The sequence below is a fragment of the Azospirillum sp. A23 genome, from assembly GCF_042938965.1.
Classification (GTDB): domain Bacteria; phylum Pseudomonadota; class Alphaproteobacteria; order Azospirillales; family Azospirillaceae; genus Azospirillum; species Azospirillum melinis.
Genome location: NZ_CP170666.1, coordinates 1,130,443 through 1,148,904 on the forward strand (window position 1 = coordinate 1,130,443; position 18,462 = coordinate 1,148,904).

Sequence of the window (18,462 nt, forward strand, 5' to 3'; positions counted from 1 at the left end):
TCACGGCGCGTCGGCAGCGGTTGCGGACCCGATGGCGACGGTCGCCGTCATGCCCGCCGCCAGTTCGACGCCGGGCGGCACCCGGTCGATGTGGATGCGCACCGGTATGCGCTGGGCGAGGCGGACCCAGCTGAAGGTCGGCTCGACGTTCGGCAGGCCGAGGTGGCCGGGCGTTCCGTTGCTGTCCTCGATGCCGCGGCCGATGCTTTCGACATGGCCGGACAGCGGTTCGTCGAAGCCCATCAGCATGATCTGCGCCGGGCTGCCGACACGGATCCGCCGCAGCTTCGTTTCCTCGAAATAGCTTGTGATCCAGAAGCTGGTGGCGTCGAGGATGGCGATCTTCGTCACGCCGGCCGTGGCATAGTCGCCGGGCCGCAGCCGCAGATTGGTGACATACCCGTCGACCGGCGCCCGGATCGTCGCCCGCGCGAGGTTGAGCTTGGCGAGATCGAGCGCCGCCACCGCGCCGTCATAGGTCGCCGCCGCCTGTGCTGCGGCACCGGCCGTCTGCTGCACATCCTCCTGCGAGATGACCTCGCGGAGCTGGCTTCGCCGCCGCGCCGCCGCCTGCCGGACAAGCATGTCCTGGCGCCGGGCTTCGGCCTCGGCCTGTGCGGACGCCACCGCGAGCGAAAACCGCTTGGCGTCGATGGCATAGAGGACATCGCCCCGATGCACATACTGGTTGTCGGCGACGGAGACGGCGCCCACGGTCCCGGAGACCTCCGGCGCGATCTGGACCACCTCCGCGCTCACCCGGGCATCCCGCGTCCACGGCGTCTGCTCGTAACGGTTCCACACCTGCAACGCCACGACAGCGGCAGCCGTGCCGAAGCAAAGGGTCAGGGCATAGCGCCCGAGCAGGGACAGCACAGCTTTCATTGGAATGTTCCGCTGGAGGGCAGAGCCTGCAAAAGCAGGCCGTAGAGGAGGGCGAAGGTGGCGAGTTCGACGAGCGGCCGGCTGGCGGTCAGGCGGAAGAGCCCCGCAGCCGCGAAGAGGCGGACCAGCGCGACGGTGCCGGCGAGCGCCGCCAGGGCAAGCACCAGCAGACCGGGGAGGAAGACGCCCCCGAAATCGAGATCGAGGATCATCGGTCGTTCTCCCGGTCGTTCTCCCAAGTCGCCGCACCGCCCGGACCGAGGGCGAACCGGAGGTCGATGAGCAGGTCGAGCAGCAGAGCACGGTCGGCAATCGGGCCATCGGCAGTCGGGCCGTCTGCAATCGGACCTTTGGCAATCCGCGCCGTCAGCGCTTCGATGCGCCGGTGCAGTGCCGTGGCATCGGAAGGTCCCGCCCGGTATCCGGGGCCGAAGCGCAGGGCAATCGCGGTGAGAAGCTCGAACCCGTCATAAGCGATCTCCCCGTCACTGGCGCCGTCATTGCCGTCGAGATGCCGGATCGCCCGATGAAGCCGGCCGGCGGCGTGACCGACGCGGAGATGGTGCAGGGTGTCGTCGAGCACATCCGGGTGGGATGCCCCGGACAGCCCGAGCCTCGGCAGCAGCAGCGCCGTCCGGTCGATCATCAGGCTCGTCCAGAGCGCCTCGTCGGGTGCGCCGCCCAGGGCCCGCCGCCTGACATCCCGCCGGTTCAGCCGAAGCAGCCGGCCGATTGCCGCATCGACCGGGATGGTCTGGAACAGGCTCATGCTGACGACCGCAAATCCTGTTGCCGCGAACAGCGCGACGACGCTGTTGAGCGACCCGGCGAAGTCGCCGGCATAGGTGGCGCCCAGTCCCGACAGGATCGGGATCGTCAAAGTGATGCCGAGCGCCATGTAGGTCGTCGGCGGCCGGGCTTGCAGCGAGCCGGCGACCAGGAAGGCCGGCGCGAGCACCGCGGCGAGACCGGCGAAATCCGTCACGCGGGGCAGGATGGCGAAGCCGTAGACCAGACTGACCGCCACCCCGACGACCGAGCCGGTCATGTATTTGACGACATTCGGCGCCGGCGTGTCGACATTGCCGAACAGGGCACAGCAGACGCCCAGGATCGACACCGCCAGCCCGCCCTCCGGCCAGGCCGACCAGATCCAGAACGCACAGCCGATGACGATGCCGGCGACCGCGCCCAGCGCGCTCCAGGCGGCCATCCAGGGGTCGCGGTGATAGACATAGCCCGTCGCGCGCCCGGCGCGGCGGTGCGATGCGGCGTCCGGCAGCATGGTGGCGGCAATGGCGGTCCGGGCGCTGCTCCGTCCGACGATCCGTCCGAGCCGGTCGCACTCGTGAAGCAGGCCGATCATCTCGGCGAGGTGGCCGGCGAGGTTGGCTGCGAGCCTGTCGCCGGCCGTTACGGCCTCCGCGGCAATGCGTGTCCGCAGCGTCCGGGCGCGGTCGATCAGCCGGATCGCGACGGCATCCCGCCCGGCCGCATCGGCGGTTGCGAGCCAATGCCCCGCCTCCTCCAGCAGCGTGGCCAGTTCGTCGGGCAGCTCGTTGGGCAGCCCGTGGCCTCCGCTGCGCAGCGCATGGATGCGGTCCCCGACCTCCGTCGCGAGCGGCAGCAGCCGCGCAAGCCGGTCATGGATCAGGTGCAGCGTCTCCAGGCTCGGCGTCACCGGGACCGGATCGTAGGGCAGATGACCGGCCAGCCCTTGCAGGGCGAGCAGATCGCCGGCGAGCCGGTCGCGGTCGCGGCGGATCTCCTGCCCGGAGCTTCCGCGGAGCGCATCGCCCGCCAGCCGGCGGGCGTCCCGCAGCGTCGCCGACAGCTTGGCGGTGAACTGGCCGGTCATGCGCTTCGGCAGGACGAAGCGATGGACCAGGACGGCGCAGAGGATGCCGATGGAGATCTCCTGGACCCGCACCGACGCCGTATCGAAGATGGCGGCGGGATTGAACACGCCGGGAAAGCCGATCAGGCTGGCGGTGTAGCCGGACAGAACGAAGGCGTAGGCCCGCGCGGTGCGGTCGAGCAGCGAGAGATAGAGGCACAGGCCGATCCAGCCGGCGAGGACCACGCTGCAGACAAGCGGATCGTTCACGAAACAGGGGATGATCGCCACGGTCGCCGCCGCACCGACAATCGTGCCCGCGAAGCGGTAGACGCCGCGGCTGAGCGACGCGCCGGCCGAGGTCTGCGAAACGATGTAGACGGTGACGATGGCCCAGGAGGGTTTCGGCACCCCTGCGCGCAGCGCGATGTAATAGGCCAGCATCGCCGCGGCGAAGCTTTTCGCCGAGAAGAGCAGCGCGTCCGCATCCGTCCGCAGGAACGCGATCCCGGTGGCCGTCAGAAGCCGGTTCGAAGGAGAGTTGGTTCTCATGCCCCCGAGTATCGGCGCGTTGCGCGCTCAGATAAATTAGGTATCCTGTCAAAAAATCACTGAATCATGCCAAAACCGATCATGCCAAAACCGATCATGCCGAATGCGATGTCCGGGTCACGGTCCGCCGTTTCCGTCTTCGATCCCGATCTTGCGGACCGGCCTGCCGTCGCACGCCTGCTCGACTTCGCGGACTACGAAGCGGAAGTGCCGGTGCATGTACATCGGCGGGGACAGCTGATTCTGGCGCTGCATGGCGCCGTCACCTGCACCGCGGACGACGAGATCTGGATCGTGCCGCCCGATTGCGGCGTGTGGATTCCGGGCGGCATGCCGCACAGCGTCAGAACGACGGCGAATGCCCGGCTCAGCTACCTGTTCGTCGAGCCGGGAGCGGCAAACCTGCCCGAGGTCTGCTGCACCCTGTCGATCTCTCCGCTGGTGCGGGAACTGGTCAACCGGCTGACCGGCGAGGTTCTGGACTATCTGCCCGACAGCCATGCCGCCCGCATTGCACGGGTGACGCTGGACGAGCTGGCCGGAATGCCGCGCGAACACTTCAACCTGCCCATCTCCAACGATCCGAAGATCCGGGCGATTGCCGACGCCCTGACGCTCGAACCGTCCGACCGCAGCACCTTGGGGGACTGGGCTAGGCGCGTCGCGATGAGCGAGAGGTCGCTGGCCCGTCTGATGCTCCGCGAGACCGGCCTGACCTTCGGGCGCTGGCGGCAGCAGCTTCACCTTGTCGTGGCGCTTCGCGAACTGGCCGGCGGGGCCGCGGTGCAGACGGTGGCGGACACGCTCGGCTACGAGTCGGTCAACGCCTTCATCACGATGTTCAAGAAGGCCCTGGGAAGCACGCCGGCACAATATTTCACCCAACGCAGGGCAAGGCTGTCGGCCTTGTCGCGATAGCTGAGCCGACGTGCGGGAAAGTGTGGATGTCGCCCGGCTGCCGCCTTACGGCCGATTGATCTGCACGGCCAGTGCGACCGCCGCCTTGCCGGACAGCGGAACGTCGGCCGGCACCGCCACGGCCTCCGGTGCCGGGCCGCCTCCGCTCCGGCCGAGCCGCCCGGTCACCCGGAACGCCACCAGGACCGCCGCGATACCGAACAGCACCGATCCCGCGGCCTGTCCGATCAGCACCCCCGGCGCCCCGCCCAGCCAACCGCCAACCGCAACGAACGGTATGGTCCCCAGCGTCGCCCTGCCCCAGTTGAACCCGGTCGCCAGCAGGGGAAAGCCCAGATTGTTGAACGCGGCGTTGCCGACGAACAGGAAGCCGACGAACAGGAACCCGCCGGCCACTGCGGTGCAGAACAGGCGGACCAGATCGGCCGACACGCCCTCGGCGGAAAAGGCGCTCACCACCAGATCGCGGGCAAGGAACAGACCCAGCCAGACCGCCAGCACCCAGACGACGATCAGCACCAGGCTGGCCCGCAGGGTCGCCCGCACCCGGTCGGGGCGGCCGGCACCCAGATTCTGCGCCAGGATCGGGCCGACTGCGCCGGTCAGGGCGAAGATGGTGCCGAAGGCGACCGGAACCATGCGGTCGACGATGGCCGCCCCGGCGATGGCCGCATCGCCGAAACGCGCCATGCTGGTGGTGACATAGACGCCGGCGACCGGGGTGGCGAGATTGGTGAGGACCGCCGGACCGGCGATGCCGGCCAGGGTCCCGGCATCCTTCATCAGGCCGGTCCAGCCCGGGGCGGCGAGCAGCCGGTGCACCCGCGCCACGCCGTGCCAGCCGACGGCGGCGAGCAGGCAGCGCGACAGCACGACCGTCACCGCCGCACCGGTCAGGTCCAGCCGCAGGCCGAAGATCAGGATCGGGTTCAGCGCCGCGGTGAACAGCGCCGCATAGAGCGTGACGGTCATGGCGCGGCGCGCATCGCCCTGCGCCCGCAGCATCGCCGAACAGCCCATGCCGAGGCCGAGCAGCGGCAGGGTCGGCGACAGGATGGTCAGATAGCCGACGGCAAGATCCTTAGTGGCTCCCCTGGCACCTAACAGATCCATCGCCGGTCCCAGCAGCGGCAGGGTCAGCAGGCCGACCGCTGCGGCGACCAGTGCGGTGAGAATCAGGCTGGATCCCGCCAGCCTCGCCGCCTCCACGCGCCGGCCGCCGCCGATGGCGCATGCGACCAGCGCTCCGGCGCCGATCGACAGCCCGATGCACAGCGACGATTGCAGGAACAGGACGGTGCCGGCGAAGCCCACCGCCGCCGCCAGTTCCCGTTCGCCCAGCAGTGAAATGTAGAACAGGTTCAGCAGATCGACAGCGAACACCGCGATCAACCCGACCGAGCCGGTGGCGGTCATCACCATCACATGGCGCATCGGCGAACCGGTGGTGAAGCGGCCTGCGGCGGTTTCGGCCATTGCAGCGGTCTCCTCTTGGGCGGCCCTGGGATGGCGACCTCTGGGGTCAGAGATTGGTTCGCCGCCTTTCCCATCAAGCCGTCCCTGGCCACACTGCCGCAAGCGGAGACCGCCGGCGCACCGCCTTGTCTAGCGCAGCGGGGTGCGGAACAGCCTCCCCCGGCCCTCCAGCACATCCGTGACGCCGGCAAGGCGCAGGCTGTGCCACGCCAGCGCATGGTTGCTCGACGTGACCGGCTTGCCGGTGCGCGTCTCCAAGGCATCGACCGCCTCGGCGACACGCAGGCTGGTGCAGGAAACGAAAACGGCGTCCACCTCCGGATGGGCGGCGGCCTGCGCCACCGCCGCGGCGATGGAGTCCGGGGCGATGCGGGCCGCGATGGTATCGTCGGGCTCGTCGAAGATCGCCAGCACCGGCACCTCGTAACCGGCCTTCACGAAGTAATCGCGCATCGCTTCGCCGACACGGCGCTGGTAGGGCGCGACGAGACCGATGCGCCGCGCGCCGAGGGACCCGAGCGCGGCATCCACCGCCTCGACCGGTGTGGTGGTGGCGATGCCCGGCCGCGCCTCGCGGATGCGCTCGCGGACGCGCTCGGGGCCGATCACCATGCTGCCCGACGTGCAGCCGAAGGCGACGACATCCAGCTCCAGCCCGGGCAGGATCAGGCGGGTCGTCGGTGCGATGTCCTGCTCCATCCGCGCCAGCGTTTCCGGCGCGATCTCCTTGTCGTTCCACAGGCGCGCGTTGTAGACGGCGATCCCCGGCTCCCCGAGCAGGAAGCGCCACTCATGCTCGATGGTCTGGTCGGTGGCGAGCACCAGAAGCCCGATGGCGGCGCGGGCGGCGAGGCCGCCATCGGTCGCGAAGGGAAGCACCAGGGTGGCGGCCGGGGAACCGGCGCCATCCTCGGCGACGGTGACGTTGGTATCCATGTCGGGGGTTCTCCCAGTATCGCTGAGGAGTGGCGCGGACGCACCGGCACGGGCTGTGACTCCGCCCGCGCGCCTGTCAGTGGACGGCCTGCATGCCGTCGAGCGGGATGGCCGGGGTGCGGCCGGCGATCAGGTCGGCGGTGATGCGGGCCGACCCGCAGGACATGGTCCAGCCCATGTGGCCGTGTCCGGTGTTGAGGAACAGGTTGCGCTGGCGCCCGCGGCCGAAGATCGGCGTTCCCTCCGGCGTCATCGGCCGCAAGCCCGCCCAATAGCTGGGCCGGCTGTAGTCGGCCGCATCCGGGAACAGATCGCGCGCCGCCGCCAGCATGGCCTGGAAGTCGGCCGGGCTGTGGCGCTTGTCGTAGCCGGCGAAATCGGCGGTCGCGGTGATGCGCAGCCGGTCGCCCATCGGCGCGTAGGCGACGAGATTCTCCTCGTCCACCCCGCCGATCCGCGGCGTGTTGTTGCGCCCGGCCACCGGCACGGTGACCGAATAGCCCTTGATCGGATAGATCGGCAGCGACAGGCCGAGCGGCTTCGCCAGCGCCGCGCTCTGGCAGCCCATCGCCAGCACATAGGCGTCGGCGGTGAGCGTGCCCTTGTCGGTGACCAGCCCGGTCACCTCGCCGGCGGCGGTCTCGACGCCGCGGATCGTCGTGCCGTAGAGGAAGCGGACGCCCCGCTCCGCGCACCAGTCCGCGAGGTTGCGGGTGAACAGCCGGGCGTCGCCGCTCTCGTCGGACGGGGCGTAGATGCCGCCGACGATGCGGTCCTTGGTGGCCGACAGCGCCGGGTCGATGGCGGCGGCGCGGTCGCGGTCGACCACCTCCAGCGGCAGGCCGTTGTCGGTCAGGATCCTCATCTTGGCGACACCGGCGTCGAAGGCCGCCGGGCTGCGGTAGAGGTAGAGCAGCCCGCCCTTGGCGCCGTCGAAGGCGACCCCGGTGTCCTCGACCACCTGATGCAGCATGTCCTGCGAATAGAGGCTGAGCCGCACCTTGCGGGCGGTGTTGACCGCCACCCGGTCCGACCGGCAGTTGCCGAGGAACTTCAGCGACCAGGCCCACAGCGCCGGATCCAGCCGCAGCCGGAAGCGCAGTGCCTGATCGTTGCGCCACAGCGACTTCAGCAGGATCCTCGGCGCCTTCGGCGACGCCCAGGTGTAGGCGTGCCCCGGCGCCACCAGCCCCGCATTGGCGAAGCTGGTCTCGTCGGCGGCGCCGTCATGCCGCTCGACGACGGTGACTTCGTGTCCGTCCTTGAGAAGGCAGTAGGCCGTCGTCACGCCGACGACCCCGCTGCCCATCACGATGACCTTCATGAACGCCTCCTTGGCATGAACGCCTCCCTGGCCTGAGCGGTCACAGCGCCGCGGTCACCTGGATTTCCACGGTGAATTGCAGGGCGGCGAGCCTGGCCTCGACGCAGGCGCGCACCGGCGTGTTGCCCGGCGCCACCCAGGCGTCCCACACCCCGTTCATCTCGGCGAAGCCGGCGATGTCGGCGAGCCAGATGGTAGCGGTCAGCAGCTTCGTTTTGTCGGTGCCGGCGGCGGCCAGCAGCTCGTCGATCCTGCCGAGGATGTCGGTGGTCTGCTCGGCCACCGAAGCGCCCGGCGCCCGCAGCGCCACCACGCCCGCCGTGCAGACCACACCGCCATGGACGACGGCCTGGCTCATGCGCGGACCGACCTCGATACGCTGGATGCTCATGCTTGTCTCCCGGAAAGCCGGCGGACCAGAAATCGGCGCCGCCTGTCTAAAACACGATACGTAACTGTATACAGAATAGTCCACAGAATTTTTTAGATGCTGCACTGCCTAAGAATTGGGCCTGATTTCTGTGCATCTGCACAAATGCTGGCATCATCAACAAATCCGTTGACGCCCCCTTGCGGACGACGATACGCTTAAGTGTATACAGATTGTCATTCAGCTTAACATTCACCGGCAGGGAGATGTGCGATGGCGAGGATGAACGGCATGACGCGGCGCTCGGCGGGGGGCGCGCTGCTGGGCGCGGTGGCGCTGGCGATGCTGGGCGGCGGTGCGGCGCGGGCGCAGGACACGGTGACGCTCGGTGCGGTCCTGCCGCTGAGCGGGGCCAGCGCCACCATCGGCGAGGACCAGCGCCGCGGCATCGAACTGGCGGTGGAGAAAATCAACGCCGACGGCGGCGTGCTCGGCCGCAAGCTGGCGGTGGCGGTTGAGGATTCCGGCGGCCGGGCGCAGAGCGCCATCGATGCGGCACGCAAGCTGGTGTCGGTGTCGAAGACCCCGGTGGTGATCGGCGAATATTCCTCGGGCAACACCATCCCGGTCGGCCAGTATCTCCAGCGCGAGGGGATCGTCCACATCAACCCCGGCTCATCCTCGCCGGCGATCAAGACCATCGGCGACCGCTCCTTCAGCACCATCGGGCTGGACGACGTCGCCGGGAAGTTCACCGCCCAGGAGGTCTACGGGATGGGGCACCGCAAGGCGGTCTTCCTCGCCCCCAACAACGCCTACGGCCAGGGTGTCTATGCCGAGACCAAGGCGGCCTTCGAGGCGCTGGGCGGCCAGATCGTCGCCAACCTGCTCTTCACCGAGGGGCAGTCGAACTACCGGCGCGAGTTGCAGCGCATCGCCGCCGCCAAGCCCGACGTCATCATCTATTCCGGCTACGGCCAGGAGGCGGCGACGATCAACCGCGAGGCCTTCGAGCTGGGCCTGTCGAAGACCCCCTGGTTCGGCATCTACCTGTCGATGTGCACCGCCGACTCCCGGCCGGAGACGGTCGAGGGCCAGATGGGCATGGAGGTCAACTATGTCGGCCCCGACGGCGCCTGGTACCGCGACGCCTACAAGAAGAAGTTCGGCAAGGAGTTCGCCACCACCTTCAGCGGCTACACCTACGACGCCGTGATGATGGCCGCCACCGCGATCAACAAGGCCGGCAGCACCGAACCCGCAAAAATCCGCGAGGCGCTCGCCGCGCTCGGCGACTATGCCGGCGCCACCGGGCCCATCGCCTTCGACGCCCAGGGCCAGCGCAAGACCCAGCCCTACATCGTCGTCTCCTACAAAGGCGGCGAGTTGAAGACGGCCGCCAAGTAGGCCCCGCCGCCCCAGATCGGACCTCCCGCATGCGAAGGGTTCCCCGGCCGCCCGGCCGGGGGCCCTGCCCCGCCCGACCGGAGACACGTCCTGTGATCCAGATACTGCCAATTCTCCAAATTCTGATCGACACCCTGATCCGGACGAGCGACCTCGCCCTGATCGCGCTCGGCCTCAACCTGTCCTACGGCGTCAGCCGCTTCCCCAACGTCGCCCATGTCGAGATGGCCCCGCTGGGTGCTGCCGTGGCGCTGGCGGTGGCCGCCCTGTTTCCCGGCGGCGGGCTGGTCGGCGCCGCCATCGCCGGGGCGCTCGCCGCCGGGCTGGCGGCGATGCTGCTGCACCGCTTCGCCTTCGAACGGCTCGCCGGCGTCGGTCCGGCCAGCGCGCTGATCGGCTCGCTCGCCATCGCCATGATGCTGCGCGCCGGCCTGCAGGCGGTCTTCGGCACCCGGCCGCAGCAGTTCGACACGCCGCTGACCCCGCCGCATGATTTCTGGGGCGCCATCCTGTCGGATCTCCAAATCACGGCAATCGTCATCACCGCCGTCTGCCTGATCGGTTTCTTCGCCATGTTGCGGCTGACCCCGCTAGGGCGCTCGATCCGCGCCATCGCCGCCAATCCGGCGCTGGCCACCGCGTCGGGCATCGACGCCCGCCGCGTCACGCTGGTCACCGTCTTCCTCGGCGGCACGCTGGCCGGCATCGGCGGCATCCTGCTGGCGCTGGTCACCCAGCTCGACATCGGCATGGGGCAGATGCTGCTGCTGCCGGTCTTCGCCGCCGCCATCGTCGGCGGGCTCGGCAGCCTGCCGGGCGCGGTGATGGGCGCCTTCGCCATCGCGCTCGCCGAGACGCTGGTGATGCGCATCGATTTCGGCCTGTTGGCCGGCGAGGGGCCGCGCTATCTGCCGCTCGGCTACCTGACGGGCATCGGCTTCGCGCTCATCGTCGTCACCCTCGTGTACCGCCCGGAAGGGCTGCTGAGCCGGGGAGGCCGCCGTGCTTGAGTTCTGCCTGCATGTGCTGATCATGTCGGCGATCTTCGGGATCGCCGCGGTCAGTCTCAACCTCCAGGCCGGCACCGGCGGCCTGCTGAATTTCGGCCAGATCGCCCTGTTCGGCATCGGCGCCTACGCGGTCGCCATCCTGACCCGCGCCGGGCTGCCCTGGCCGGCCGCCCTGCTCGCCGGCATGGGCGCCGCGGCACTCGGCGGTTTCGCCATCGGCCGTCTCGGCCGCGACCTCGCCGCCGAATATTGGGCGCTGGCGACGCTGGCGGTCGCCGAGCTGGTGCGGCTGGTCGCCCTCAACGAGGACTGGCTGACCGGCGGTCCCCAGGGCATCGGCGGCATCGGCGGACTGTTCCCCGGCCTCGACGGCGTGGCGCGCGCGCTTGCCACCCTGGCGCTGGCGGCTCTGCTGCTGCTCGGCACCGCGCTGGTGGCGCGGCGGCTCGGGGAAACCCAGTTCGGCCGCGTGCTGCGGCTGATGCGGGAGAATCCCGACCTCGCCACCGCGCTCGGCCATGACATCGTCGCCTGCAAGGTCAAGGTTCTGGCCATCGGCGGAGCGATGGCCGGGCTGGCCGGCGGGCTCTACACCCTCTACCTCGCCTTCATCGGGCCGGACCAGCTGCTGCCCTTCGAGACCTTCCTGATCTGGACGATGGTGGTGCTCGGCGGGCTCGGCAACGTGGCGGGGGCGGTGGTCGGCGCCCTGCTGGTCACCGCGCTCTATGCCGGCATTCCCTTCCTGAAGGATGTCGTCGCCCTTCCGTCCGACCTGACCGGCAGCCTGCGCGTCTTCGCCATCGGCTCGATCGTGCTGGCCGTCCTGATGCTGAAACCCCAGGGGCTGGTCCCCGAACGGCTGCGGAGGCACCATGCTCAGCGCCCATGACGTCACCCGCAGCTTCGGCGGGCTGACCGCGGTCAACCATGTCAGCCTGGAGATCGGGCCCCGCGAGATCGTCGGTCTGGTCGGCCCCAACGGCTCTGGCAAGACCACCCTGCTCAACCTGCTGAGCGGCTTCCTCGCCCCGACCAGCGGCGAGATCCGCTTCGACGGCACCGCGGTCCGCGCGCGGCGCGCCTGGCAACCGAGCCGGCTCGGCCTGCGCCGCACCTTCCAGCTTCCCAAGCTGCCGGCCCGCATGTCGGTGCTGGAGGTGATGCTGGCCGGCGGACTGCTGCCGGCCGGCGCCTCGCCCTGGCGCTCGCTGCTGATGCCGGGCAGGGTGCGGCGCGAGGAGGCGGCCTTCATCGGCAAGGCGATGGGACTGCTGGCCGAGGTCGACCTCGCCGGCCTTGCCGACCACCCGGCCGGCGGCCTGTCGGGCGGCCAGCAGAAGCTGCTCGGGCTGGCGGTGGCGCTGATGGACGACCCGGCGGTGCTGCTGCTCGACGAGCCGACGGCCGGCGTCAACCCGTCGCTGCGCCGGCGCATGGCCGATCATCTGCGCCGCATCCGCGAGGGCGGCACCGCGCTGGTCATCGTCGAGCACGACATGGGCTTCATCGGCGACCTGTGCGACCGCTGCCTCGCGCTGGACAAGGGGGCGGTGATCGCCAACTGCCGCCCCGACGAGCTGAGCGGCAACCAGCAGGTGGTCGAAGCCTATCTCGGCCGCCGCCGCCCCGGCGTCCCGCTGCGGATCGTCGCCGGTGGTGCGGTTGGGGGGGCGGTCGACATCAGGACCAATGGAGCCAGAGCATGACGCTTTCCGTGCACGAGGTGCGCGCCGGCTACGTGCCGGACGCCGACATCCTGAACAGCCTGTCGATCACGGTGCAGCCGGGGGAGATCGTCACCATCCTCGGCCCCAACGGGTCGGGCAAATCGACCCTGCTGAAGACCGTCGTCGGCCAGCTCCGCCCGCGCGCCGGCCGGGTGGTCGCCGACGGCCGCGACCTCGCCGGCATCCCGGTGCACCGGCGGATCCGCGACTGCGGCGTCGCCTATGTGCCGCAGCTCGACAACATCTTCGGGCCGCTGACCATCCGCGAGAACCTGGAGCTGGGCGGTCAGTTCGTCGCGCCGGCCGCCCGCAGGGCCCGGCTGGAACAGCTGCTGGAGCATTACCCGAATCTCGGCCGCAAGGCCGGGGCGCGGGCCGACAGCCTGTCGGGCGGCGAGCGGCAGATGCTGGCGCTGGCCCGCGCGCTGATGCCGGGGCCGCGCCACCTGCTGCTCGACGAGCCGTCGGCCGGCCTGTCGCCGCTGATGATGGACGAGCTGTTCGCCCACATCCGCCGCATCCGCGACCGCGAGGGCGTCTCGGTCCTGATGGTCGAACAGAACGCGGCGGAATCGCTGGAGGTCTCCGACCGCGCCTATGTGCTGGTGATGGGGCGGGTCCACCGCGAGGGCACCGCCCGCGAGATCCTGGAGGACGAAACGGTCGGCCAGCTCTATCTGGGGGCCGGGCCGGTGCATTGACCCTCCCTGTCCCGCCGAAATGGTCGCAGTTGTGTATACTGGCCTGCATATTCCACCAATGCTATGGTCCCGCGCGACGCGCCGGAACGGTGCGTCGCCGGGCACTCCATCGCCGGAACCCGGCATCGGCATTCGGGTGTTGTCCCACCGGCACCGCAGGAAGCACATAGGACGATCATGGCGGGAACCCCGCGCAAGAAGACCATCAAGGCGGCTCCTAAGGCAGCTCCCAAGGCGGCGCCCGCGCCGCGCGCCGCCGACAGCGTCAACCGCGTCTATGCCGCGATCCAGCGCATGGCGGTGAATTTCGAATTCCGGCCGGAACAGCGGATCAACGAGGTGGAGCTGGCCGCCACCCTGGGCGTCAGCCGGACCCCGGTGCGCGAGGCGCTGAACCGGCTGGTGATCGAAGGACTGATCACGCTGGTGCCCAACAAGGGCTTCTACTGCCGCCCCTTCGACGCCGAGCAGATCATCGGCCTGTTCGAGGTGCGGGCGTCGCTGGAACGGCTGAGCGTCGAACTCGCCGCCGAGCGCGCCAGCGACGTCCGCATCGCCGAATTGATGGATTTCTGGAACGGCGTGCGGGCGAACCGCGCGGCGATGGACGCCGAGGAGCTGACCAGCCGCGACGAGGAGTTCCACATCCGCATCGCCGCGATGGGCGGCAATCCGGAGCTGGTCCGCATGCTGGAGAGCATCAACGCGCGGATCCGCTTCGTCCGCCGCATCGAGATCGAGAACCCGCTGCGCCGCACCACCACCTTCGACGAGCATCTGGCGATTGCCGAGGCGTTGAAGGCGCGCGACCGCGGCCGCGCGGTGGCCTGCATGTCGGACCATATCGGCATCAGCGTGGCCGACGCGGTGTCCGCCATGAAGGAAGGGCTTGCGCGCATCTACATGGGCCGCATGGCCAGCTGAACCGGCCCGGACAGCGGCAGGATCCGCTGCGGGAATGCCGTTTCCAGTACCGGCTCCAGAACCGCCGTTGACCCTCGCCGCAAAGTGTGTACACTTCAGAACACACAATGACACCGAGGGAGGACGCACATGCCGGACGGCGTGGCGATGACGGGCGCGGTGACCCTGGACGACAAGTATCTGGCCGAGCATGGCCGCGTGTTCCTGAACGGCACGCAGGCCCTGGTGCGGATGGCGCTGCTCCAGAAACGGCGCGACCGTGCCGCCGGCCTGCGCACCGCCGGACTGGTGAGCGGCTACCGCGGCTCGCCGCTCGGCACCATCGACATGGAATTGGGCCGGGTGCGGAGCTTCCTGGACGCCCACGACATCCGCTTCGTTCCCGGCGTCAACGAGGATCTGGCCGCCACCGCGCTCTGGGGCAGCCAGCAGATCCATCTGCAGGACCAGCCGGACTGGGACGGCGTCTTCGGCCTTTGGTACGGCAAGGGGCCGGGGGTGGACCGCACCGGCGACGCCTTCCGCCACGCCAACCTTGCCGGTTCGGCCGGGCGGGGCGGCGTGCTTGTCCTGGCCGGCGACGACCACACCTGCAAATCCTCGACGACCTCGCACCAGAGCGAATATGCGCTGGTCGATGCGATGATGCCGATCCTGAGCCCGTCCGGCATCCCGGAGATGATCGAATACGGGCTGCATGGCTGGGCGCTGTCGCGCCTGTCGGGCTGCTGGACCGCCATGAAGGTGACGGCCGACCTGACCGACCGCAGCGTCTCGATGACCCTCGACCCGGCCCTCCCCGTCATCCGGCCGCCGACGGATCTCGTCCTGCCGCCCGGCGGCCTCAACATCCGCTGGCCGGACAGCCCGCAGGAGCAGGAGGCCCGCCTGCACCTGCACAAGATCCCGGCGGCGCTGGCCTATGTCCGCGCCAACGGCCTGAACCGCGTGGCCCTGGGAAGCGGCAGCGGCGCGCGCTTCGGCATCGTCACCGCCGGCAAGGCCTATCTCGACGTCCGGCAGGCCCTGGCGGAACTCGGCATCGACGAGGACCGGGCGGCGGCGCTCGGCATCGCCGTCTTCAAGGTGGCGGTGCCCTGGCCGCTGGAACCGGACAGCCTGCGCAGCTTCGCCGCCGGCCTCGACGAGATCCTGGTGGTGGAGGAAAAGCGGCCGCTGATCGAGGGCCAGATCAAGGACATCCTCTACGGCCTGCCGGCGGATCGGCGCCCGCGCGTCACCGGCAAGCATGACGAGTCCGGCGCGCCCCTGCTGCGCTCCCACGACGAGCTGTCGGTCGCCGAGATCGCCACGGCCATCGCACGGCGCCTCGCCCGCTGCGGCGTGGAGGTGGACGCCGACGCGCTTGGCCGCCTTGAAAACAACACCGCCCCCGGCCCCCGCCCCGGCGGCCCGGTTGCCAGGCGCACGCCCTATTTCTGCTCCGGCTGCCCGCACAACAGCTCGACCAAGGTACCGGAGGGCTCGCGGGCCCATGCCGGGATCGGCTGCCACTGGATGTCGCAGGCGATGGACCGCGACACCGCCACCTACACCCATATGGGGGCGGAAGGCGCCAACTGGGTCGGGCTGGCGCCCTTCGTGCCGACCCGCCACATCTTCCAGAACATCGGCGACGGCACCTATTTCCATTCCGGTCTGCTCGCCATCCGCGCGGCGGTCGCCGGCGGCGTCAACATCACCTACAAGATCCTGTTCAACGACGCCGTCGCCATGACCGGCGGCCAGTCCCACGACGGCCAGCTCACCCCGCAGGCCATCGCCTGGCAGGTGCGCGCCGAGGGGGTGCAGCGCATCGCATTGGTCAGCGACGAGCCGGAGAAGTACGGCCTGTCCTCCGGCCTGCCGCCCTACGTCACCATCCATCACCGCGACGATCTCGACGCCGTGCAGCGCGAGTTCCGCGAGGTGCCGGGCGTGTCGGCGCTGATCTACGACCAGACCTGCGCCGCCGAGAAGCGCCGCCGCCGCAAGCGCGGCAAGCTGCCCGACCCCGGTCGCCGCGTCGTCATCAACGAGCGGGTCTGCGAAGGCTGCGGCGACTGCTCGACCCAGTCGAACTGCCTGTCGGTGGTGCCGGTCGACACCGAGTTCGGGACGAAACGGACGATCGACCAGTCCTCCTGCAACAAGGACTTCTCCTGCCTGTCGGGCTTCTGCCCGTCCTTCGTGACGGTGGAGGGCGGCACGCTGCGCAAGGCGCGCCCGGCCGCCGCCCCGGCGCCCGACGCCGATGCCAACTCAGGAGCCGACGCCCTGCCCGATCCGGTGGCACCGCCGCTCGACCGACCCTACCGCCTTCTCGTCACCGGGGTCGGCGGCACCGGGGTGGTGACCATCGGCGCGATCCTCGGCATGGCCGCGCATCTGGAAGGGCTGGCCTGCTCGATCCTCGACCAGACCGGCATGGCGCAGAAGGGCGGTGCGGTGATGTCGCACATCGTCCTGGCGCGTCGGGCCGACCAAATCCATGCCGCCCGCATCGCCCCCGGCGGCGCCGATGCCGTGCTCGGCTGCGATCTGCTGGTCGCGGCCGGCGAAGACGGGCTGAGCCGCATGCAGGCCGGCCGTACCCGCGCGGTGCTCAACCGGCATGAGACCGTCACCGGCGCCTTCACCCGCAATCCGGAAGAGCGGCTGCCGTTGCCGCTGCTGGTTCGCCGGGTCGCCGACGCCTGCGGCGGCCCGACGGCGGTCGATGCGCTGGACGCCACCGCCATCGCCACCGCGCTGTTCGGCGACGCGATCATGGCGAACCTCTTCCTGCTCGGCTACGCGTGGCAGAAGGGGCTGATTCCGCTGTCCGCCGCGGCCATCGACACGGCCATCGTCCTGAATGGCACCGGGGTTGCCGGCAACCGGTCGGCATTCGCCTGGGGACGCCGCGCGGCTGCCGATCCCGGCGCGCTCGCGGCGGCGCACCCGGCCAAGCCTTCAAGCGTGGCCGCTCCGCCACCCGACGATCTCGACGGACTGATCGCCCGGCGGGTCGAACAGCTGACCGCCTACCAGAACGCGGCTTATGCCGAGCGCTACCGCCTGCTGGTCGACCGGGTCCGCCGGGCCGAGACGGCGGCGGTGCCGGGCAGCAGCCGGCTGGCCGCGGCGGTGGCCCGGTCCTTCTACAAGGCGATGGCCTACAAGGACGAGTACGAGGTCGCCCGCCTCTATACCGACGGCGCCTTCCTCGCCCAGCTGGCCGGGCAGTTCGAGCCCGGCTTCCGCCTGCGCTTCCATCTGGCTCCGCCCCTGCTTGCGGGACGCGACGAGCGGACAGGCCACTTGAAGAAGAGTGCCTATGGCCCCTGGATGCTGCCCGTGTTCAAGGTGCTGGCGAAACTCAAAGGACTGCGCGGAACGCCGCTCGATCCGTTCGGGCGCACCGCGGAGCGCCGGGCGGAACGCCGGCTGATCGGGGATTACGAACGAGCCATCGCGGAAATGCTGGCCGGTCTCACCCCGGAAAAGCTGGATTTGGCCGTGCGGATCGCCGGCGTCCCGGACCGGATCCGCGGCTATGGACATGTGAAGGACAAGGCCATGGCCCAGGCGGAGGCGGATTTGCGCGACTGGCCGGCGCAGTTCCGCTCCACGACGCCGCAGCGTCTGGCAGCGGAGTGAGCGGCTGAGTGAACGGAGACGTCAGCTCTTGGCGATCTCGCCCAGCACATCCTTGGCGAGGCTGCGGATGTGCCGCTCCATGGCGGCCCTGGCCTCCGCCGGGTCACCGCTCTCCAGCGCGGCGATGACGTCGAGATGCTCGTCGCAGTCAGGACGGATGCGCGATGGCAGGCCGGACAGCTCGAACAGACGCGTCGTCACCCGCAGGTCGCGGATGATCTGCGCCAGCACCGCGTTGCCGGACGCCTCGGCGATCAGGGTGTGCAGCTCCTCGTCGGCCGCCCAATGATCCTCGAAGCGGATCTTGGGCTCGTCGCGCAGCCGCAGCATTTCGGCCTTCATCGCCTGCAAGCGGACCGGATCGACCCTGGAGGCGGCGGCGGCGATGGCCTCCCCCTCCAGGATCTCGCGCAGCCGCATGCTCTGGAAATATTCGCGGTTGGAGACCTCGCGCACCCGGTAGGGGCGGTTGAACTCCTTGCGGATCAACCCTTCGCTCGCCAGCCGCACCAGCGCCTCGCGGATCGGCGTGCGCGAGATGCTGAGCGCGGTGGCCAGCCGGTCTTCGACGATCACCTCGCCGCTCGGGATGCGGCGGTCGAGGATCATCTCCAGGATGGTGCGGTAGGCCATGCTGGCCAGATTCACGCCGGCCAGATTTGCACCTGCTGCGGCCGGCGTCGCGGCTTTGGAATCGTCCATGTCCATGCTCATACCAAGTCCTGCCACCTGACGCTGATCTTCCCCTAA

The 18,462-nt window shown here is 69.8% G+C and carries 16 protein-coding genes; 8 read left to right on the forward strand and 8 right to left on the reverse strand.

Going from position 1 to position 18,462, the window contains the following annotated elements; translation table 11 throughout:
- The 3 genes from ABNQ40_RS14035 to ABNQ40_RS14045 are packed head-to-tail and all read right to left on the reverse strand — an operon-like array spanning position 1 to position 3,274.
- Entirely contained in the window at positions 1 to 885 is an 885-nt protein-coding gene (locus ABNQ40_RS14035; protein ID WP_109046863.1) for an efflux RND transporter periplasmic adaptor subunit, read from the reverse strand.
- A complete protein-coding gene (locus ABNQ40_RS14040) occupies positions 882 to 1,097 on the reverse strand; it encodes a DUF1656 domain-containing protein (RefSeq protein WP_109046862.1) in 216 nt (71 codons plus the stop codon). The genes ABNQ40_RS14035 and ABNQ40_RS14040 overlap by 4 nt, the downstream gene beginning before the upstream one ends.
- Positions 1,094 to 3,274, reverse strand: coding sequence for an FUSC family protein (locus ABNQ40_RS14045; RefSeq protein WP_109046861.1), 2,181 nt, complete (start codon positions 3,272 to 3,274; stop codon positions 1,094 to 1,096). The genes ABNQ40_RS14040 and ABNQ40_RS14045 overlap by 4 nt, the downstream gene beginning before the upstream one ends.
- A gap of 108 nt (positions 3,275 to 3,382) precedes the next feature.
- Here ABNQ40_RS14045 and ABNQ40_RS14050 point away from each other — a divergent pair, with 108 nt between their 5' ends.
- Positions 3,383 to 4,192: a helix-turn-helix domain-containing protein gene (locus ABNQ40_RS14050; protein ID WP_109046935.1), complete on the forward strand. Its 810-nt coding sequence runs from the start codon at positions 3,383 to 3,385 to the stop codon at positions 4,190 to 4,192.
- Positions 4,193 to 4,237: 45 nt separating this feature from the next.
- On the opposite strand, the gene ABNQ40_RS14055 is transcribed toward ABNQ40_RS14050, so the two are convergent.
- The 4 genes from ABNQ40_RS14055 to ABNQ40_RS14070 all read right to left on the reverse strand — a co-directional run bounded on the left by ABNQ40_RS14055 (position 4,238) and on the right by ABNQ40_RS14070 (position 8,319).
- Positions 4,238 to 5,668, reverse strand: coding sequence for an MATE family efflux transporter (locus ABNQ40_RS14055; protein WP_109046860.1), 1,431 nt, complete (start codon positions 5,666 to 5,668; stop codon positions 4,238 to 4,240).
- 129 nt (positions 5,669 to 5,797) lie between these two features.
- Positions 5,798 to 6,604, reverse strand: a complete 807-nt coding sequence (locus tag ABNQ40_RS14060; protein ID WP_109046859.1) for an aspartate/glutamate racemase family protein — start codon at positions 6,602 to 6,604, stop codon at positions 5,798 to 5,800.
- Between the two features lie 76 nt (positions 6,605 to 6,680).
- Positions 6,681 to 7,928, reverse strand: coding sequence for a D-amino acid dehydrogenase (locus tag ABNQ40_RS14065; RefSeq protein ID WP_109046858.1), 1,248 nt, complete (start codon positions 7,926 to 7,928; stop codon positions 6,681 to 6,683).
- Between the two features lie 40 nt (positions 7,929 to 7,968).
- Entirely contained in the window at positions 7,969 to 8,319 is a 351-nt protein-coding gene (locus ABNQ40_RS14070) for a RidA family protein (RefSeq protein WP_109046857.1), read from the reverse strand.
- Positions 8,320 to 8,571: 252 nt separating this feature from the next.
- On the opposite strand from ABNQ40_RS14070, the gene ABNQ40_RS14075 reads away from it, so the two are divergent.
- From ABNQ40_RS14075 to ABNQ40_RS14105, 7 genes are all read left to right on the forward strand, one after another.
- Entirely contained in the window at positions 8,572 to 9,705 is a 1,134-nt protein-coding gene (locus ABNQ40_RS14075; RefSeq protein WP_199235178.1) for an ABC transporter substrate-binding protein, read from the forward strand.
- Positions 9,706 to 9,797: 92 nt separating this feature from the next.
- Positions 9,798 to 10,715: a branched-chain amino acid ABC transporter permease gene (locus ABNQ40_RS14080; protein WP_158285493.1), complete on the forward strand. Its 918-nt coding sequence runs from the start codon at positions 9,798 to 9,800 to the stop codon at positions 10,713 to 10,715.
- Complete coding sequence (locus ABNQ40_RS14085) at positions 10,708 to 11,607, forward strand: branched-chain amino acid ABC transporter permease (protein ID WP_109046855.1); 900 nt, start codon at positions 10,708 to 10,710, stop codon at positions 11,605 to 11,607. Before ABNQ40_RS14080 ends, ABNQ40_RS14085 begins: the two co-directional genes overlap by 8 nt.
- Complete coding sequence (locus ABNQ40_RS14090; RefSeq protein WP_109046854.1) at positions 11,591 to 12,424, forward strand: ABC transporter ATP-binding protein; 834 nt, start codon at positions 11,591 to 11,593, stop codon at positions 12,422 to 12,424. Before ABNQ40_RS14085 ends, ABNQ40_RS14090 begins: the two co-directional genes overlap by 17 nt.
- Positions 12,421 to 13,146 carry an ABC transporter ATP-binding protein gene (locus tag ABNQ40_RS14095; protein WP_109046853.1) on the forward strand — a complete coding sequence of 242 codons (726 nt, stop codon included), beginning with the start codon at positions 12,421 to 12,423 and terminating at the stop codon, positions 13,144 to 13,146. Before ABNQ40_RS14090 ends, ABNQ40_RS14095 begins: the two co-directional genes overlap by 4 nt.
- Before the next feature lie 177 nt (positions 13,147 to 13,323).
- Entirely contained in the window at positions 13,324 to 14,070 is a 747-nt protein-coding gene (locus ABNQ40_RS14100) for a GntR family transcriptional regulator (protein ID WP_109046852.1), read from the forward strand.
- A gap of 129 nt (positions 14,071 to 14,199) precedes the next feature.
- Positions 14,200 to 17,712: an indolepyruvate ferredoxin oxidoreductase family protein gene (locus tag ABNQ40_RS14105; protein ID WP_247879423.1), complete on the forward strand. Its 3,513-nt coding sequence runs from the start codon at positions 14,200 to 14,202 to the stop codon at positions 17,710 to 17,712.
- Between the two features lie 21 nt (positions 17,713 to 17,733).
- On the opposite strand, the gene ABNQ40_RS14110 is transcribed toward ABNQ40_RS14105, so the two are convergent.
- Positions 17,734 to 18,414, reverse strand: a complete 681-nt coding sequence (locus tag ABNQ40_RS14110) for a GntR family transcriptional regulator (RefSeq protein ID WP_247879422.1) — start codon at positions 18,412 to 18,414, stop codon at positions 17,734 to 17,736.
- Positions 18,415 to 18,462 lie beyond the last annotated feature (48 nt).

Excerpts from the sequence above, each read along its gene's own strand:
- ABNQ40_RS14105 (WP_247879423.1), top strand. The coding sequence starts at position 14,200 with ATGCCGGACGGCGTGGCGATGACGGGCGCGGTGACCCTGGACGACAAG.
- ABNQ40_RS14070 (WP_109046857.1), bottom strand. The coding sequence starts at position 8,319 with ATGAGCATCCAGCGTATCGAGGTCGGTCCGCGCATGAGCCAGGCCGTC.
- ABNQ40_RS14040 (WP_109046862.1), bottom strand. The coding sequence starts at position 1,097 with ATGATCCTCGATCTCGATTTCGGGGGCGTCTTCCTCCCCGGTCTGCTG.
- ABNQ40_RS14035 (WP_109046863.1), bottom strand. The coding sequence starts at position 885 with ATGAAAGCTGTGCTGTCCCTGCTCGGGCGCTATGCCCTGACCCTTTGC.
- ABNQ40_RS14045 (WP_109046861.1), bottom strand. The coding sequence starts at position 3,274 with ATGAGAACCAACTCTCCTTCGAACCGGCTTCTGACGGCCACCGGGATC.
- ABNQ40_RS14075 (WP_199235178.1), top strand. The coding sequence starts at position 8,572 with ATGGCGAGGATGAACGGCATGACGCGGCGCTCGGCGGGGGGCGCGCTG.
- ABNQ40_RS14055 (WP_109046860.1), bottom strand. The coding sequence starts at position 5,668 with ATGGCCGAAACCGCCGCAGGCCGCTTCACCACCGGTTCGCCGATGCGC.
- ABNQ40_RS14110 (WP_247879422.1), bottom strand. The coding sequence starts at position 18,414 with ATGGACGATTCCAAAGCCGCGACGCCGGCCGCAGCAGGTGCAAATCTG.
- ABNQ40_RS14065 (WP_109046858.1), bottom strand. The coding sequence starts at position 7,928 with ATGAAGGTCATCGTGATGGGCAGCGGGGTCGTCGGCGTGACGACGGCC.
- ABNQ40_RS14060 (WP_109046859.1), bottom strand. The coding sequence starts at position 6,604 with ATGGATACCAACGTCACCGTCGCCGAGGATGGCGCCGGTTCCCCGGCC.
- ABNQ40_RS14090 (WP_109046854.1), top strand. The coding sequence starts at position 11,591 with ATGCTCAGCGCCCATGACGTCACCCGCAGCTTCGGCGGGCTGACCGCG.
- ABNQ40_RS14095 (WP_109046853.1), top strand. The coding sequence starts at position 12,421 with ATGACGCTTTCCGTGCACGAGGTGCGCGCCGGCTACGTGCCGGACGCC.
- ABNQ40_RS14100 (WP_109046852.1), top strand. The coding sequence starts at position 13,324 with ATGGCGGGAACCCCGCGCAAGAAGACCATCAAGGCGGCTCCTAAGGCA.
- ABNQ40_RS14050 (WP_109046935.1), top strand. The coding sequence starts at position 3,383 with ATGTCCGGGTCACGGTCCGCCGTTTCCGTCTTCGATCCCGATCTTGCG.